We start from the raw sequence: 16,268 nt of genomic DNA on the forward strand, positions 1-16,268 counted from the left end.
CCTCCGAACGTGTGCGACTGGGCTAAGAGACTTCCTCCCTACCCCAGCGTAGGCAAATACGCAATAATCCCAAGGATTGCACAAACCAACGAGGCAGACCAAAAAACAATAACCACTTTCCATTCGCTCCAACCCCCGAGTTCAAAGTGATGATGAAGCGGACTCATCCGAAAGACCCGCTTCCCCGTAGTTTGAAACGAAATAACCTGAATAATCACCGAGAGGGCCTCCAGAGCGAATAACCCTCCGATAACAACTAGCACCAATTCGCTCTTCGTAAGAACTGCTAAACTAACTAAGGCCCCACCTAAAGCCAAAGACCCCGTATCCCCCATGAATACACGGGCAGGATACGTATTAAAACATAAAAATCCAAGAGTTCCGCCGACCAAGGCCGCTGCAAATACTGCCATGTCCGACTCGTGCGCCAACACCGCTACCCCGCCTCCTTGGCTGGCTGCCAGAAAAGCAATTACCAGATAGCCGATACCTGCAAACATGGTACTTCCCGCGGCTAAGCCATCCAACCCATCGGTAAGATTAACTGCATTTGTCAAAACTACGATCACCAAAGCAATTAAAATATAGTAGAATAAGCCCAGTTCCAAGTGTATTGACGTGAACGGGATAGCAACATCCGTCCCCCTGCCCAGCCAATGGACTGAAACCCACATTAGAATAAAAGCCAAGCCAAACTGCCCAATCAGTTTTTGGTATGCTCGAAGCCCCAACGAACGATGCATGACTACTTTGATAAAATCATCAATAAATCCGATTAGGCCATATCCCAAGGTGATTCCCACCATTGTCACCATTTCCAGGGAGGTGGGTTGTTCAGCGGTAACCATCGCACTGGTAATAATACCGACGAGGAAAATTATACCGCCAATCGTTGGGGTTCCGGCCTTTTTAAAGTGTCTTTGGGGGCCATCATCGCGTACATTTTGACCAAACTTAAGGGTCCTTAAGACCGGTATAAAAAAAGGTCCTAGAACTAACGTAATGATAAGGGCTAATCCTGCCGCCACGACCAATCGCTCAGACATGTGTGTTTCAATCCTTTACTCTGATTCTTCAAGTTGAGCAGTGATCTCTTCCATTTTCATTCCTCGTGACCCTTTGATCAGGACCCAAACCCCCGGCCCAAATCGCCGGAGGAGATCCTTTGCTTTTATGACCGCTTCCTCGCGTGTAGATGTCACTATAATGTGTTCCTCGCCGTAGCCGGCTCTTCGTGCTCCCTGCGCAATCCCTTCCGCCAATTTGCCCACGGTAATTAACTTACTGACTCCTAACTTGGCAAGAGTTTCTCCGACTTCACGATGACCTGATTCCGCTGCGCTTCCCAGTTCATACATTTCACCCAATATGGCGAGAGTCTTATTTCCACCCGCTCGTTCCTTGAGAACCTGTAATGAAGCCTGCATCGAAGTAGGATTCGCATTATAGACATCGTTAAGGAGAGTGGTTCCAAGGATCCCAAACCGTACTTCCAAGCGCATTTTAGACAATTCCAACTTACCCAGTCCCACACACCCTTCAGCCAACGAAACACCAAAAACTGTTCCTACAGCGAGTGCTGCCAGGGCATCCAAGACAGTGTGTTTACCAGGCAGCGGAAGATTGACCGTAGTTTTTTCACCCGGATAAGTTACGTCGAACGTCGTCCCCAAGGCCCCCCAAGGTTGCAGCTGAGCCCCTTTTATGTGTGGTTCTTCAAAAGTACCTTCCAGACCATAGAATCGAAATGAATGGAGATCCTTCTTCGCCTTTTGGACAGAGAACAAATCGTCGGCGTTAATGATCCCAATGCCGTCTGCCGGCAAAGCTTCAATTAGCTCCCACTTCGCCCGGGCAATTCTCTCCTGCGTCAGTAATAGTTCTAAATGCGTTGTCCCAATATTTGTGATCACTCCGACATCCGGTTTCGCGATATCACATAAGGCCTTGATCTCACCCAAACCTCGCATTCCCATCTCGAGAACCAAGATCTCCGTACCGAGCGGTGCATTGAGAACGGTTAAAGGGAGCCCCAATTCATTATTATGATTTTCCTTATTTTGATAAACTCGAAAACGCTGAGATAGGACTGCCCCAATCATATCCTTCGTGGTAGTTTTTCCATTACTCCCAGTGACTCCGACCACCTTGGCCCCGAGATCTAAACGCCAAGCCTTGGCCAATTCGTGAAGGGTCGTGAGTACCGACTTTACAAGAAGCAGGGCCTTGCCTTCAGGAACAGACGGTCTCTGAGCAGACCCCAGAAAACGGGTTTCCTCCGCAATCACCAGGAATGCCCCTTTTTTCCAGGCAGCTTCTATAAAGTCATGCCCGTCTACGCGTTCCCCCGGCAGGGCAAAAAACATTTCCCCGCCTTGAGCTTGACGACTATCGATAACGCACCCTGCAACCTCTAAATCAGGGTTTCCGAGCAAAGCACCGTTCGCGATTTTGGCAACTGCCTCAACTGTCCACTTACCCATATCCCAGCCCCCTCAATTCTTCACGCGCTACTTCCCGGTCATCAAACGGATGGGCTTCTGTCCCTAAGATTTGATAGGTTTCATGTCCTTTGCCGGCGATCAAAATAGTATCTCCCGGCTTAGCCATGCGACAAGCACTCCCTATAGCTTCACGCCGATCCCGCAAGGCAAGATGATCTACTCCGGAAATTCCAACAAGCACCTCTTTGATAATTTGATCAGGCTCTTCCGTACGTGGATTATCCGAAGTCACTATGACAAAATCACTCAACAGTGAGGCAGCCTCTCCCATGAGCGGACGTTTTCCTCGATCCCTGTCTCCTCCACAGCCAAAAACTGTAATGAGTCTTCCTTTAGTAAACCCCCGTGCTGTGCGCACAACGTTTTCTAAACCGTCGGGAGTATGAGCGTAGTCGACAATGACCTGAAATGGCTGTCCAAGACGGATACTTTCAAAACGCCCCGGTACTCCCGGAATTTCCGTCAGGGCTTCAGCAACAGATCCTGGGCTATAACCCCGTTCAACGCCCCAAACAAAAGCAGCCAAGGCGTTATAGACGCTAAATACCCCTGGCGTGGAATACTGTATATCCTGTCTGCCCGCACGGGATCTTACCGCAAAGCTTACCCCCTCCGAGGTGACTTGCACGTTCTCTGCCCGGTAATCTACTTCATTATCCATCCCATAACTAACAACCGGAGCAACCGAAGCTTGACTCAGCATCTTAAATGAGGAATCATCCCCATTTAAGATGCTGAGCTTGGGCTGTTTCTTCCCGACAAGACTGGAAAATAATCTGCTTTTAGCGTCAAGATAATCCGCCATTGTCTTATGATAATCCAAATGATCCTGTGTTAAGTTGGTAAAAATTGCAGCGTCAAACTCGCAGCCTAACACGCGTCCCAGATCCATGGCATGAGAGGAAACTTCCATTACAGCCAGGTTTACCCCTTCCGCAACCATGTCCCCCAAGAGCTTTTGAACTTCTATGGCTTCCGGTGTTGTCCTTTCCCCCGGAATTTTCCGTCCATCAATTCGAGAACCAAGTGTACCGATTAAGCCAACTTTCTTGCCGTGCTTTATTCCGATTTTTTCAATAAGATAGGTAATCGTTGTTTTCCCATTCGTCCCCGTTACCCCGACTAACTCCAACTTTTCACTGGGATGGTCATACACATTGGCCGCTAATAGCCCAAGAACTTGGCGCACATTAGAAACCTTTACTTGAGGAACATTATGTGGCAAAAAATGCTCCACAACTAGCGCCACAGCGCCTGAAGCGACAGCCTCAGCCGCGAAGTTATGGCCGTCAACCTGAAATCCGGGCACGCAGGCATAAAGATCACCCGATTGGACCCGCCGCGAATCCATTGACATGCCACGAACGGTGACTTGACTATTTCCAGATGAGGCCTGAACCTCAATGCCTTTAATTATCTCCGCCAGTGCTTTTCCTGTGGTCATTCATTACCATTCCTCTCCAAGCTCTTAAGTCGACCGTACACTGGATCCTCTTGATTGCTTTCTATATTATTGACAATTTACCCCTCCGGCAGACCCAACCAACCGATCATCCACTTTCCATTGCTTCTATTTCTTTCTCAGAGTCCGCATAAAAGCCTATACCATAGATCTGACTTCCGGCATCTGACTTCTGGCATCCGGCATCTAACCTCTGTCTTAACGTCCCAGGGGACTGACCGAAATAGGAACACGCCCCGTCAGACCACGGATTGCTTCAATATCCTCATCCTCGTCTTCCCACCAATTGGCAAGCGTAGGAGTAGATGCATCCTCACCCAGATAAAGGAGTACATTGGATCCCTCTTCAACTTGTGTATCCCCATGGGGAATTTGATCAAGTACCATTTCACCCTGACCTTCCGTCATCCCCTTAAAACCTGCTTGATTCAAAATCTTTTGCGCTTCGGCTATTGGCAGGCCTAAGACTGAAGGAACGGCAGCCGCCTTCTTAAGCGGTGGAAATTCAAGTCCGGGCATGGGTTTGCCGGGCGTCAGAGGAGCCTCTGCATCTGGTTTAATACCGAGGTACCTCAAAGAATCAAGCATGACGCTCTGGATCACAGGGCCTGCGACAACTCCTCCATAGAATGGAATACCGTCAATTACCGCCAACATCGCCAACCGAGGGTTGTCAGCCGGAGCAAAGGCCACAAACGAAGCGATATACTCCCCTTGAATATATCCTCCGTTGACCACTTTTTGAGCTGTTCCTGTTTTCCCCGCCACACGATAACCCGGCAGAAAAGCACGCCGCCCGGTTCCATTGGTCACGACGGATTCCAAGACTTCACGTTCCAGTTTTGAAGTATCCTCACTGATAACGCGTCTGACTTCCTCTTTTTTAAAAGGAGTGATCACCTTTCCACTGGGGCCGACAATTTCTTTTACCAGTTGTGGTTTCATTAAGGTTCCGCCGTTCGCCACTGCTGACACAGCCGTCAATAGTTGAATAGGCGTGACGTTATTCGTTTGTCCGATGGACATGGTTGCTAAATCCAGCGCGGTCGCTTTTTTCTTATTGGCAAGAATGCCCCGGGCTTCGCCAGACATTTCTATCCCTGTTTTCTGACCAAAGCCAAAATTTCGCAGATATTTATAAAAATTATCCATTCCAAGGCGTTGACCCATCTCGATAAAACCCGGGTTGCAAGAATTCTCGGCTACTTGAATAAACGTTTGGCTGCCATGTCCTCCGGCCTTCCAACAACGCACATTTTTACCCAGAACCGTATAAGACCCTTTATCGAAAAAGCCCTCTTGCAGCTTAATCTTCTTTTCCTCAAGGGCGGCCGCTAAAGTAATAACCTTAAAAGTCGACCCCGGTTCATATCCGTTCTGAATCGCGATATTTCGCCTGGCGCTGGGATCTGCTTCCTGATAATTATTGGGATCAAAGGTCGGTGCTGAAGCCAAAGCCAACATTTCTCCCGTACCCGGATCCATGACCAAAATAGAAGCACTCTTTGGTACTTTTCCGTTCATGTTGGCACCCTGGCCAGACATCAACTTCTGCAACTCTCGTTCCGCAAATAACTGAATGTTTTTATCAATGGTTAAACGCACTGTATTTCCTTGTTTGGGCACTAAATACTGATGCTCCGCCTGGGGCAAAGGAATCCCATTGGCCCCAAATTCCTGGAGAACACTGCCGGCAATCCCCTTTAGCTCAGATTCTCTGGTCAACTCGATTCCTTCAAGACCTTGATTGTCAATCCCGGCAAATCCAATAATATGAGACGCCAGTGTTGCAAACGGATAATACCGCTGGCTATCCTCGGTGGTTCCAATTCCCGGGAACGCCAAAGCTCGTATTTGAGCCGCCACTTCCGGTTTAACCCGCTTTTGGATGTATTCTAACGCTGTACGTTTCGTTATATGCTGTTCAATTTCCGAGGCGGATTTTCCTAATAGCGGAGACAAGGTCTGGGCCATTTCCTGGGCTCTGCCGGATTGCCTAACCTCTGCCGGTATGGCATAGACCGTTTCACTACTGATACTCATAGCTAAGACATTTCCTTGCCGATCCTCAATATTTCCGCGTTTAGGCGCCACTGGTACACCACGGAAATGAGAATCGTCCGCTTTTTTTCGTAAATCAGCTCCCTGACTAAGTTGCACATATCCAAGTCGAATTACTAAGATAATAAAGAAAATACTTACACACAAAAAAAGAAAAGCGATCCGTTTACGCATGACAACAAAAGGACCCGTCTGTCCTCACCCCCCGATTCCTCGGAGGCTCCGCGTACCCAAAGCACTTTTATCTTAACGCTGTGTTGAAGCAAAGAAGCTCGTAAATAGCTGTGACAATTGCTTTAATGCCGTGGGTTTACCCTCAGTAGGTTGTGTTGCTGCTTGAGTCGACGGAGCCACCTTTTGATTACTGGGCGAAGGCAGTGAACCTGCCACATAGACTGTCCCAGCAGGTTTTTCCATGCCCATAGCCAGTGCTTCACTTTCAATCCGACCTACCGCACGAAGTTTATCAGCCTCCATCTGGAGAAGATTTTTCCGAACTTTGATCGTGGAAATCTCCTTTTCCAAGTTCCGTACTTCTGCCCCCTGAACAACTGTTAGTTGGATCGTTGCCGCCCCGATGGAAGCAGTCAGCCCAACAATTAAAGCCAATCCTAAAATGCTTTTTCCTTTGGAGAACCGACTACTTTTCTTGGCGGGCCGAGGGTTTCTCTCACGGGATTTTCGCTTCAATGGCTCCTGCCACTCAATCTTTTCCTGGGCTACTACCAATGGTATTCCTCCTCCTTTTACTTTAGACCGTTATATCTTTTCGGCGACCCGTAATTTAGCACTTCTGGAACGTGGATTTTGCTCTACTTCCTCTTCAGAGGGAAGAACGGGTTTTCGGGTTAATACCTTAGCCAAGGCAACAGCCTTACACCGGCAAACCGGTAATTCCGGCGGGCACGTGCAACGCCCAAGCCAGGATTTCATTCTATCTTTAACAATACGATCCTCGAGTGAATGAAAGGTTATCACGGCGATTCGGCCTCCATGATCCAGACAACGCAGTGCTTGATCCAACACTCGATCCAAAACCCCCAGTTCATCGTTCACAGCGATTCGGATTGCCTGAAAAGTACGTTTGGCTGGATGAGGCCCACTTCTTCGAACCGCTGCAGGCACCGCCGCTTTAATCACCCGAACCAGATCACCCGATGTTTCCAAACACCGCTCGTTACGTGTTTGGACGATAAATCGAGCAATCCGTTTGGACCATCTTTCTTCAGAGAATTTCCAAATAAGCTCAGCCAGCTCCTCCTCAGGCCACATATTCACAATTTCCCGGGCGGTTAACGATTTCGAAGGATCCATGCGCATATCCAAGGGCGCATCCTGCAGATAACTAAAACCGCGTTCAGCTTCATCCAGTTGGGGAGAGGAGACCCCTAAATCAAACAAAATCCCATTCACAGGCAGTAAGTCATATTCTTTTAGGGTTTCTTCCAGATATTCGAAGTTTCGCTTGACTAAGGTGATCCGTTCATCTTTGCCAAAGATTTCTTTCGCGTGCCTAATCGCCAGAGCATCTTGATCAAAACAAATCAGTTTTCCTGATGTATCGAGCTTCGTTAAGATCATTTTGCTATGTCCGGCCCCACCCAGTGTACAATCAACATATGTACCCGAGGGGTTCGTAACTACCGCTTTAACCGTTTCATCTAACAAAACAGTGACATGATGAAAATCCAAGGAAATCCGTTCCTTTCTATATACCCAGCTGTACCAGGGATTCAGTAGCACTGGCATAAGCGCTTTCAGCTTGCCGACTGTATTCTGTCCAAAGTGTCTCGCTCCAAATCTCAACCCGGCTCGACACACCAACCAGAACCAGATTTTTCTCCAACTGCGCATAGTCACGCAAATCAGCCGGCAAGAGGATTCTTCCCTGCTTATCCAGTTCACATTCCGTGGCCCCTGAAAAAAAGAAACGGACAAAAGCACGAACATCAGGTTGGGTAAACGGCAAAGCGCGTAACTTCTCTTCCAAGGTATTCCATTCTACAGGAGGGTAAACAAACAAACAGTGATCTAAGCCTTTGGTCACAATAAAATGTTCTCCCAAGGCCTCACGGAATTTTGCCGGAACAATCAACCGGCCCTTTCCATCAATTGTATGTATGTATTTCCCAATAAACATATTGTTTGCCCCACTGCCGTAATCTTCCGCCCCACTTTGTGCCACTCTACCCCACTTATTTTACACTCATAAAGATTATCCTGCAACCCTAAATCTAAATCCTTTTTAACAAATATTTTGAATGAGAGAGAAGGTCCTTTACCCCTCGTATACATTAGATTGTTAAGCTTTGTCGAATTTCATTCTATACGGAGAATTATAGATATTTATTCTCGAATATTCTATAAATAAAAAACAGGGCCCCTATGCGTTACTAGAGATTGTCGGGATAATGATGGTTCTGACCTGACAAGCAAACCTGAACCCCAAGCTTTTGCTCAGGGTTCAGGTTCTTTATTACATCGTTATGCTTATATCGCGTTCAGGGCGTATGCTTTAGCCGCGAAACTCCCCTGTAGATCCCGTTGGTATTAATAAGATTTGTCCCGGATAAATAAGATCTGGGTTACGCAAGTTATTTGCTGAGATAATGGCTTCCATCGTCGTCCCATAGCGTTTGGCAATCTTGTAAACGGTATCCCCTTTTTTCACTACATAGACTATATTTTCAGGGCAAGGCGTCGGCATCGGGCAAGGATGATGATGATGATGACCGCACGGAGAGCAAGGCATAGGGCCACCGACATCATAACTAGCATAACCCGGGTCCGCGTCTACGTCAAGATTGACCATACCAGCGGGCGGATACATCCCTGGGGCCATCTGCATTCCATGCATTCCGTGCATTCCATGCATTCCAGGCATCATTTCGGGCATACCTTGCATACCCTGCATTCCAGGGGCTTGAGTAGGATTATAAGCAACGGAACGTAATTCCATATTAATTTCCTCCTTTAATTACATCAAAACTCTGATGTTGTATTTATGCGGTTGTTTCTTCTCTTTAGCTATTAACAATATATGGTAAGTGTTGGATAATGTGTTTGTACCTTTAACTACTTTAAAATAAAAAGAACTTGCCCTAAAGGGGCAGCTCTTTGTACATAAATTAAATAAAATTTCACTATTACAACCTTTAGGAGTTTACACGGCAAGTTTGCTTTGCGTCGTATGCACCGAGCGCCATATCATACGAATCCCCCTGGTCCCCCTAGTTCAGATAGAAGTTTATAGACATGTTCCGCCAATTCTATGGGAAGCGTTCCAGTTCCACAGCTCGGTGTTAACATACTTTGTTGGCGAAGAAGGGATTCATCGACACCACGTCTAACGAGTTCCTCTATGTTGTTTTCCAAACGAATTTTAAGGCTTTGAGCAGTTTCTTCCCAGGCAATTGGATTTGTGGGGACAATTCCCCAGGAAAGGATTCCTCCACGTGTTAAAAATGTATTTAGTGGCTCCGCTAAGGCCATCATGCTCTGCATATAACCATAGGCATCAAAATTCACTACCTGAACCTTTGAGTCAAAAAGAAGGGCCCAATCCATCCCTGCGCAGACATGCACACCGGCAATTCCGCCTTGCCGCAAGATCCCCTCAACAATCGCATTCAGCTCTTCAATTAATTGCCCGCTTTTCAACGTAATATGGGTTGAAGCTCCAAAACCATAAAGCTCCGGGTCGTCAATCGTCATTAGCACAGGTAAGCCAAACCGGCTGAGCCGTTTAGTCTGCCACTCAGCATGCAAGGCAAGAGTCTTAACCAGCATATCCCGGAGAGTATCATCATAATAACTTGACCGTCTGCTTTTATCCGTGATCTGCATTCCCAAGGTCAACGGACCAATGAGCTGCCCCTTTAAAATTACTGCATCCCTTGTTCCGTAATGTTCGAGATTACGGCAAAAAACTTCAAACCCTTCACCACCCCGTGAGCTGAATCCAAAGCGTTCCAGGGCATGTTGATCACCTTCAATCGCCTCTAAATACAGCGTATAGAAGTCTGTCATCCGCTCTACCCAATCCGTCGCCTCGACTTGAAATTTCGGATCTTTTACATCCGCTATGACTCCAGTTTCAATCAGAGCGTTGAGATATTGCCCAACAAAAGAACTTTCTGCTCCAAGTCGCGGAAGTTGAGGCCAATGTGGCGCGAGTGGAACACTTTTCCAAATCAAATCTAAAGCATCTTCGCCATTGGTTAGGGGCAAACTTCCAACCCCCGTTGCCAGGAACTGAGGTTTAAAGCTTTCTTTTTGCATATCAAAACCACTTCCTATTTCATTAGTTCATTACATTCTATGTTAAATCATAAGCCTAGTCCATCTTTATGTTGTCTATTCTCGTGATCATAATTCAAAGTAATAAGTTGGGATGGGATGAATGGAATTAATTGCCCGCTCGCTAAAGCTCCGGAGACTTGTCTAAGGATAGACTGATGCCGCGGTGCCAAGGATGGAATAGCATTCGACCAATAAGGCGTTAAGAACCGCGTTGGGTTACATGCGTACCCCAGCTTAGGGAGCACGGAGAGAGGAATCGCGTCAATGAGCGCAGACGATAAGGCGACAAGAAACGCATTGGTTTACATGCAGAAAGCCCAGAGGTTTGCGTTTTAGCCTTAGCGTCAAGCGAATAGCGATGGAACGTGTGCGACTGGGCTAATACACTTTCTCAGAACGTGTGCCAACGGGCTAAGAAACTTCCTCCCTACGGCCTCAGCGTGTGCCACAAATAAATCCAATCTGCGTAATGAAATGAGGCCCAAAAAAACAAGACACAAGCAATGATTCCGGGTACCCATAAAAATACTCGATAATGCCCACCGATCCGGCGGATATCACGGATACGAATGGGCAGAAACAGGAACACAAGAAAAAAATACCCGGGAATTAGTGTATAGAACGGGACCCCCCAGGGCAGCAAAGCCCACCCGATTGAGATAAATACGGCAAAGTAGTAGCGTCGTTCCAACCAATAAACAAGAGCCACCGAGTGTGGAACATCAGGCATATGTGGAGCCGCCACACCAACCTGAAGCATCCGAATAAGCATGAATAACACACTTAACATCGCCCAGATCAGCCAGGGGGACTGAGCCTGCAGCAAATCAATTCCCGGCCATAAATGCGCTAACCACGGATTCACATCGATCGGGATACGAAATATTCCAGAAGTAACCAACCCAGCTAACATCCCTTGACGGGCAAAAACGAACAACCCATTCCAGAACCAGGCATTGCGCAAACGTCGTCTGGGTTTTCGTTCGGAGATCTCTTTATAGCGCCAGGTTACCGACCGGATGTTCATCCAAACCAGAAAAATCATTAACAACGACCATATTCCAGCAACAAAAGGTTCCTGAACCCACCCCGCACTTAAGGTCGTAGGGTTTTCTGTCGTCACTTCCCCCCATACTCCTTGAAGCTTATTTCCCTGAATATTGATTGCCTGCTCCGCAGAAAGCCCCGGGAGAACTGCAGAGGTTGTTTTAATGACAAAAGCCAAATTGGGTTGAACCTCTTTTACTGCCTGACGGAAATACGTTTGAGCCAGGTCGTCGGTGTCTAAACCTTTCCCGACCGTCCAAGCCCAAAGGGATGGATGAAGCATTTTCTCGGCAACAACTTTTTGAAAAACATTTGGTTGGGGCAGTCGATTAGATGGGATCAACTCTACGGGTAATTCAGCCCACACCCCCATACCCACTCGATCAGCCGCTTGCAGCCAGAGTTCATCTGGAATCTGGCCGATAAAATAGACGAGGTTTATCCCTTTTTGTTGTTCGGATTTTAACCAGGACTCCAACTGCCCGGTATGTCTTAGACAAGACTCCTCCCGAACGGTCAAAGCCTCTCCTTTAATTGGGATCACTTGGTCATTTAATACCCACTCCCCTGAAGTAAGTGCGATGGAACGGAGACCCAAAGGCAATGCCAAATCATCAAGGTCTCCTTTGCTGTTAGTGACCGTTATATACAACTGATAGAGAAATGGCGTTTGCATTGTCCAACGCCTTGCATTCGGTACAGAAAAGGTCAAAATCACCGGTTGATTATCTGTACCTTCCTGAGCGTTCACCGTAAGTGTCTGTTCCGCTATGCCGGCTGACCCATCCGAAAGCACACCGTAGATCGTCCAAGGTCCAACCTGCGCAAAGCCATGATGCTGTAAATACGTCTTTACTATTATTTGCGCGGTAGTTTCTTGCCAGGAGACATCTACCTGTGGCGTCATTAGGGTCGTTTCCACCACTGCGTCTAAACGAATGTTACCGGTGATCTTCCCTGATTTCGGCCAATCGAAACCTAACAACATAGTGCGTTGCCCTGTGCTTCCGGCAAGTTCGACTATCAGAATGTTATCCTCTCCGTAGCGAAACGCCTTCGCCGGAATTTCGAATCCGTCCGCACCGCCGCTGCCTTCAAATTCCCCGACTTTCTGGCTGCTGGCGATCCCATTTAAGTAGACGGTTGCATGTCCCTGTACCCCATTAAAGGTAAGCAGCATGGTCCGGGAGCTCCATTCTCCCGGGATTTGAAAACGTTTAGCAACTACTGAAATTCTCTCACTTGAAGGTAACGTTATCGGCGATCCATCAGTCAATAATAACTTATCAAGCTTTCCCAACTGGGGTTCGTATTCCGTCGTCCAAGCCTGACGCAGCGAAGAAAACTGATCCCAACTCCCGTTTAAATTCTGTGAATACCTTGCGGCGCTCAAAATACTTTGCTCCGTTTGAAGGGATTCTCCTATAGGACTCCGCCAGTTCCACCAAAGTGTTCCAAATGTCAACGCCAGTAAAGCAATAAAGATTATTAATCGACGATTAAACATATTTAAGTTTCTCATCATTGCAACACTCTGCGCAGATTCCGTAAAACTCCATGCGGTGCCCTCTAATCAGGAAACCGGATTCCGCCATAACTTCTTGATCCATATCAATTAAAGGACAATGGTAATCGGTCACCAGTCCACACTTCAAACAAACGATATGATAATGGTTCTTTGGATTGCCATCAAAACGACTAGACATATCACCATAAGACAACTCCAAGAGATGCCCATGCTCTTTAAGCATGTTCAGTGTATTATAAATCGTTCCCAGACTGACCCCTGGAAATTTTGCCTTAACATGATGATATATTTCATCTGCAGTGGGATGGGACTCCGTTTCCAGCAGGTACTCTAAGATTGCCTGTCTCTGCGGTGTAAAACGGACGCCTTTATCCTTCAATTGTTTAAGAATCTCGATCGCATCCATGTTAGCATCTTCTTTCATTATTTTTACTTTAAAATGATTTTAATTTTGTTTTTAGATTAATATAAAATATTTGTCAATAAAAAGGAGAGTGTTCATACTCTCCTTTTTATAAAATTCACATACCGATATTTTGATGATTAAGCTGGATTTGGCGCCTCAACAGGGCAAACAGTGGCGCAAGCCCCACAGTCAATGCAGAGTTCCGGATCAATGACAAATATATCATCGCCCTCACTGATTGCAGCAACTGTGCATTCCCCTTCGCAAGCTCCACAGCTAATGCATTCAGAATTAATAACGTATGCCATGTACAAAATCCCCCTTATTCTTAACTTCAAAAATAATATATCAAAGCAACGGAAAAAGGGCAAGCAAAACGTTATTATTATCATTACCTAAGACGCTGGGCAATAAATTAGAGAATACGCTCAGGCCTATACGGCACTTGATAAAGTCGACGCAGACAATGTGAACAATAAGGTAAAACTCGATTACTCACATGATTCCGTCGAAAAAGAATATGGCCTAAATCCTCATGTTCAAAACCGCAGGCACGACATTTTTCCAACATTACTCTAACCCCCTATTTGTGTATTTCCGTACAAATAATTTGCATAATTCTAGTATGCTCTCATTTCCTGGAAAATACACATTTTCCCTTGCCAGCACAGCAGAAACTACCGTCACTTGGTTACTAGCCCACAGTGCCAACCGTGTTAACAGATTAAACTCTTCGGAAGCACCCACCAACGTGATATCTGTACCATGCAGCGTGGTCACTAGCGGTAACGGCCCTGTCGTCATTTGTTTGGCCAAAAACGCACTACTTTACATTTCCCTTAAGTGTACCGGCCAAGGGCCCACTCGTTCAGAGAGCAAGCTCCTCAAAACCTATCGGCATAGCGTCTTGAATCGCCTCTCCTATTATTTTCTGAATATCATTGACCATGCGTGATACTTCAAACTCTGCTTCCAAATACTCTCTTGCCGCAGGGTTTAAACTCACCAAACTATATAATCGTTCTAACTCTTGTTGCCTCTCCTCACTAATCTCAGTCTCCAACATCTGAGCCTCGCGAATCTCCCATTGCTTAAGTTGGAACTCCTGAATCATCTTATGATTATTAGCATCACTCATAACCTTTGCTTTAGATTTAAGAAAATGCTTGAATTCATCCGACTCTTTCAGTGTGCGCGCTAATTCATGAGCCAATTCATTTGCAGCCATATTGTCCACCCCTCCCAGTCCCCCATCTATCTAAATTATTGTCTTATTATATATAACTTTAGAATATGAAACAAATAATCTCTTCTCTTCCCTATCATACGCAAGCTATGTCTCGACCAGGACGTTTGAGATTAGAGCGCCTATCCTTCCTGACAAGTATTAACAAGGCCTTCCAACAAGTCGAAAGCCTGTAGTCTGCTAAAAGACAAGAAATCATCCCATTGTTCACAAGAAATATTCCAAGGACAATGAACAGCCATCCGACTTGCAAATCCCAACGGAGTTCCGCCATACATTTTTTCCAACCGACGTTGAGCAAGGCTGACGAGCCTGGGCGCATGAGCATTACACGTAATCGGTTCCAGGCATAGTACTGGTTTACCCTCATAAGTCACGAGTAAACTAAAGTTTGTAAGATGTTCTATAGCTACTTTACCTCGACGAATGGACTCCTGCAAAGGAACTGGATCCGGTTGAATAACTCCGCCTAGTTTCTGCCAGAAACACCTTTGCTTGTAACTTGCATTAGAAACACAAACCCCTACAGCCCCCATTTGGCGGGCAAAACGTACCACGAAACGGGCAAAATCACATTCTAAATTTCCCTTTAGCGATAATCCGTCCAATATGACCAGCCGCTCAGAGCTGCTTAAAATAAGTTCTCCAATTCCCGCTTCCCCTAATTGAACAATATTATACCCCGGTAACACCCTAATCAGAGGATTTGATCCAGTGCCTCTTTCCGTCAAAAAGGCTCCCAGGGCAAGTGTCCAATCCTCAAGGCCATCTTCGTTCCACTCTACTTGGGGGGAAAGTTCGATTTCAATCCAAGGCATTTGTTCGTCTCCTTCACATACCGGCTACACACACATCTTTAGTGTTTCACCGAAATGTAAAGTCTATTCCCTGGTTATAAGCATAATGGAACCCTATTTAGTGGAGTTTATAACTAACTTTTTCCAGACTTGCAAACCCAACTATCGAGTGAACCCCGATCTGATGCAGCATCCGACTCGCTTCCTCAATGTCCCGACCGACTACCTGTGCACAGTGAGCATCTGACCCTAAGGTGAACTCGATCCCCCGTCGCCTTATTTCCTCAACCAGGCGTCTCTCCGGGTAAAATTCTGCAACGGGCTTATACCTGCCATTCGTGTTCACTTCCAGGACTAAGCCGCGCTCTGCAACGTTTGTTAATGCTTCATCCGCCAGCGTTAAAATATCCTTCCTTGGCCTGACCCCAAATAGTTTAATGAGATCAAAATGCCCGATCGTTGTAAATAGCCCACTTTTAGCGGCTAGCGTTACAACTTCAAAATACCGGGCATAAAGCTTATCCGCATCTTTTTTATGATGAATGGGTTCCTCTTCCGGCATATCAAAAGCCCATCCGTCAAACTCGTGGACTGATCCTATCACAAAATCAAACGGAAACTGTCCCAGCAGATGTTTAATTCTTCCTTCTTCGTGAGGACGGTATTCGGCCTCCAAACCAATACGAACAGCTAAACCAGGATAATCCGCCGCCACTTCCCGTATCAAAGGGAAGTTCATTTGATCCCAGTAATAGTCATGATCGGCAAATCCAATTTCTTTTAAGCCGCAGCGGGACGCTTTATCCAAAAATGCCCGAATGTTTTCCCGGTTTGCCTCCCGATCGTTGTGCCCAAGAAGATGAACATGCATATCCAACATCTCTCTTATCCCCCCTTGTGAATTGCTTTATGCCT

Annotated in this window: 15 protein-coding genes; all 15 read right to left on the reverse strand. The window is 46.5% G+C overall.

The window, feature by feature from the left end:
* Positions 1 to 38: 38 nt before the first annotated feature.
* The 15 genes from mraY to AC6I5A_RS09425 all read right to left on the reverse strand — a co-directional run bounded on the left by mraY (position 39) and on the right by AC6I5A_RS09425 (position 16,233).
* A complete protein-coding gene (gene mraY, locus AC6I5A_RS09355) occupies positions 39 to 1,046 on the reverse strand; it encodes a phospho-N-acetylmuramoyl-pentapeptide-transferase (RefSeq protein ID WP_034614849.1) in 1,008 nt (335 codons plus the stop codon).
* Between the two features lie 15 nt (positions 1,047 to 1,061).
* A complete protein-coding gene (locus tag AC6I5A_RS09360; protein ID WP_034614850.1) occupies positions 1,062 to 2,483 on the reverse strand; it encodes a UDP-N-acetylmuramoyl-tripeptide--D-alanyl-D-alanine ligase in 1,422 nt (473 codons plus the stop codon).
* Entirely contained in the window at positions 2,476 to 3,948 is a 1,473-nt protein-coding gene (locus AC6I5A_RS09365; protein ID WP_034614851.1) for a UDP-N-acetylmuramoyl-L-alanyl-D-glutamate--2,6-diaminopimelate ligase, read from the reverse strand. Before AC6I5A_RS09365 ends, AC6I5A_RS09360 begins: the two co-directional genes overlap by 8 nt.
* Positions 3,949 to 4,164: 216 nt before the next feature.
* Positions 4,165 to 6,201, reverse strand: coding sequence for a penicillin-binding transpeptidase domain-containing protein (locus AC6I5A_RS09370; protein WP_034614852.1), 2,037 nt, complete (start codon positions 6,199 to 6,201; stop codon positions 4,165 to 4,167).
* Positions 6,202 to 6,273: 72 nt separating this feature from the next.
* Positions 6,274 to 6,756 carry a hypothetical protein gene (locus AC6I5A_RS09375; protein WP_034614854.1) on the reverse strand — a complete coding sequence of 161 codons (483 nt, stop codon included), beginning with the start codon at positions 6,754 to 6,756 and terminating at the stop codon, positions 6,274 to 6,276.
* A 30-nt stretch (positions 6,757 to 6,786) separates the two neighbouring features.
* Complete coding sequence (gene rsmH / locus AC6I5A_RS09380; protein ID WP_034614856.1) at positions 6,787 to 7,719, reverse strand: 16S rRNA (cytosine(1402)-N(4))-methyltransferase RsmH; 933 nt, start codon at positions 7,717 to 7,719, stop codon at positions 6,787 to 6,789.
* A gap of 16 nt (positions 7,720 to 7,735) precedes the next feature.
* A complete protein-coding gene (gene mraZ / locus AC6I5A_RS09385) occupies positions 7,736 to 8,167 on the reverse strand; it encodes a division/cell wall cluster transcriptional repressor MraZ (protein WP_497900631.1) in 432 nt (143 codons plus the stop codon).
* Positions 8,168 to 8,542: 375 nt separating this feature from the next.
* Positions 8,543 to 8,986, reverse strand: coding sequence for a LysM peptidoglycan-binding domain-containing protein (locus AC6I5A_RS09390; protein WP_034614858.1), 444 nt, complete (start codon positions 8,984 to 8,986; stop codon positions 8,543 to 8,545).
* Between the two features lie 248 nt (positions 8,987 to 9,234).
* A complete protein-coding gene (locus AC6I5A_RS09395) occupies positions 9,235 to 10,308 on the reverse strand; it encodes a methionine synthase (RefSeq protein ID WP_034614861.1) in 1,074 nt (357 codons plus the stop codon).
* 448 nt (positions 10,309 to 10,756) lie between these two features.
* Entirely contained in the window at positions 10,757 to 12,883 is a 2,127-nt protein-coding gene (locus tag AC6I5A_RS09400; protein ID WP_034614865.1) for a glycoside hydrolase family 2 protein, read from the reverse strand.
* The gene (locus AC6I5A_RS09405; RefSeq protein WP_034614867.1) at positions 12,876 to 13,310 is read right to left on the reverse strand and encodes a Fur family transcriptional regulator; all 435 of its coding nucleotides are present in this window, start codon (positions 13,308 to 13,310) and stop codon (positions 12,876 to 12,878) included. Before AC6I5A_RS09405 ends, AC6I5A_RS09400 begins: the two co-directional genes overlap by 8 nt.
* 137 nt (positions 13,311 to 13,447) lie before the next feature.
* On the reverse strand, positions 13,448 to 13,618 hold the full coding sequence (gene fdxA, locus AC6I5A_RS09410) for a 4Fe-4S ferredoxin (protein ID WP_034614870.1): 171 nt from the start codon (positions 13,616 to 13,618) through the stop codon (positions 13,448 to 13,450).
* Positions 13,619 to 14,178: 560 nt separating this feature from the next.
* A complete protein-coding gene (locus AC6I5A_RS09415; RefSeq protein ID WP_034614872.1) occupies positions 14,179 to 14,538 on the reverse strand; it encodes a YlbF/YmcA family competence regulator in 360 nt (119 codons plus the stop codon).
* A 140-nt stretch (positions 14,539 to 14,678) separates the two neighbouring features.
* A complete protein-coding gene (locus AC6I5A_RS09420; RefSeq protein ID WP_034614874.1) occupies positions 14,679 to 15,374 on the reverse strand; it encodes a hypothetical protein in 696 nt (231 codons plus the stop codon).
* Between the two features lie 97 nt (positions 15,375 to 15,471).
* The gene (locus AC6I5A_RS09425) at positions 15,472 to 16,233 is read right to left on the reverse strand and encodes a histidinol-phosphatase HisJ family protein (RefSeq protein ID WP_034614877.1); all 762 of its coding nucleotides are present in this window, start codon (positions 16,231 to 16,233) and stop codon (positions 15,472 to 15,474) included.
* Positions 16,234 to 16,268 lie beyond the last annotated feature (35 nt).

The organism is Desulfosporosinus sp. Tol-M2 (assembly GCF_059735615.1).

Bases quoted from the DNA above. Each gene is read 5' to 3' on its own strand.
- mraY (WP_034614849.1), bottom strand. From the start codon at position 1,046: ATGTCTGAGCGATTGGTCGTGGCGGCAGGATTAGCCCTTATCATTACG.
- AC6I5A_RS09360 (WP_034614850.1), bottom strand. From the start codon at position 2,483: ATGGGTAAGTGGACAGTTGAGGCAGTTGCCAAAATCGCGAACGGTGCT.
- AC6I5A_RS09365 (WP_034614851.1), bottom strand. From the start codon at position 3,948: ATGACCACAGGAAAAGCACTGGCGGAGATAATTAAAGGCATTGAGGTT.
- AC6I5A_RS09370 (WP_034614852.1), bottom strand. From the start codon at position 6,201: ATGCGTAAACGGATCGCTTTTCTTTTTTTGTGTGTAAGTATTTTCTTT.
- mraZ (WP_497900631.1), bottom strand. From the start codon at position 8,167: ATGTTTATTGGGAAATACATACATACAATTGATGGAAAGGGCCGGTTG.
- AC6I5A_RS09390 (WP_034614858.1), bottom strand. From the start codon at position 8,986: ATGGAATTACGTTCCGTTGCTTATAATCCTACTCAAGCCCCTGGAATG.
- AC6I5A_RS09395 (WP_034614861.1), bottom strand. From the start codon at position 10,308: ATGCAAAAAGAAAGCTTTAAACCTCAGTTCCTGGCAACGGGGGTTGGA.
- AC6I5A_RS09400 (WP_034614865.1), bottom strand. From the start codon at position 12,883: ATGTTTAATCGTCGATTAATAATCTTTATTGCTTTACTGGCGTTGACA.
- AC6I5A_RS09405 (WP_034614867.1), bottom strand. From the start codon at position 13,310: ATGGATGCGATCGAGATTCTTAAACAATTGAAGGATAAAGGCGTCCGT.
- fdxA (WP_034614870.1), bottom strand. From the start codon at position 13,618: ATGGCATACGTTATTAATTCTGAATGCATTAGCTGTGGAGCTTGCGAA.
- AC6I5A_RS09415 (WP_034614872.1), bottom strand. From the start codon at position 14,538: ATGGCTGCAAATGAATTGGCTCATGAATTAGCGCGCACACTGAAAGAG.
- AC6I5A_RS09420 (WP_034614874.1), bottom strand. From the start codon at position 15,374: ATGCCTTGGATTGAAATCGAACTTTCCCCCCAAGTAGAGTGGAACGAA.
- AC6I5A_RS09425 (WP_034614877.1), bottom strand. From the start codon at position 16,233: ATGTTGGATATGCATGTTCATCTTCTTGGGCACAACGATCGGGAGGCA.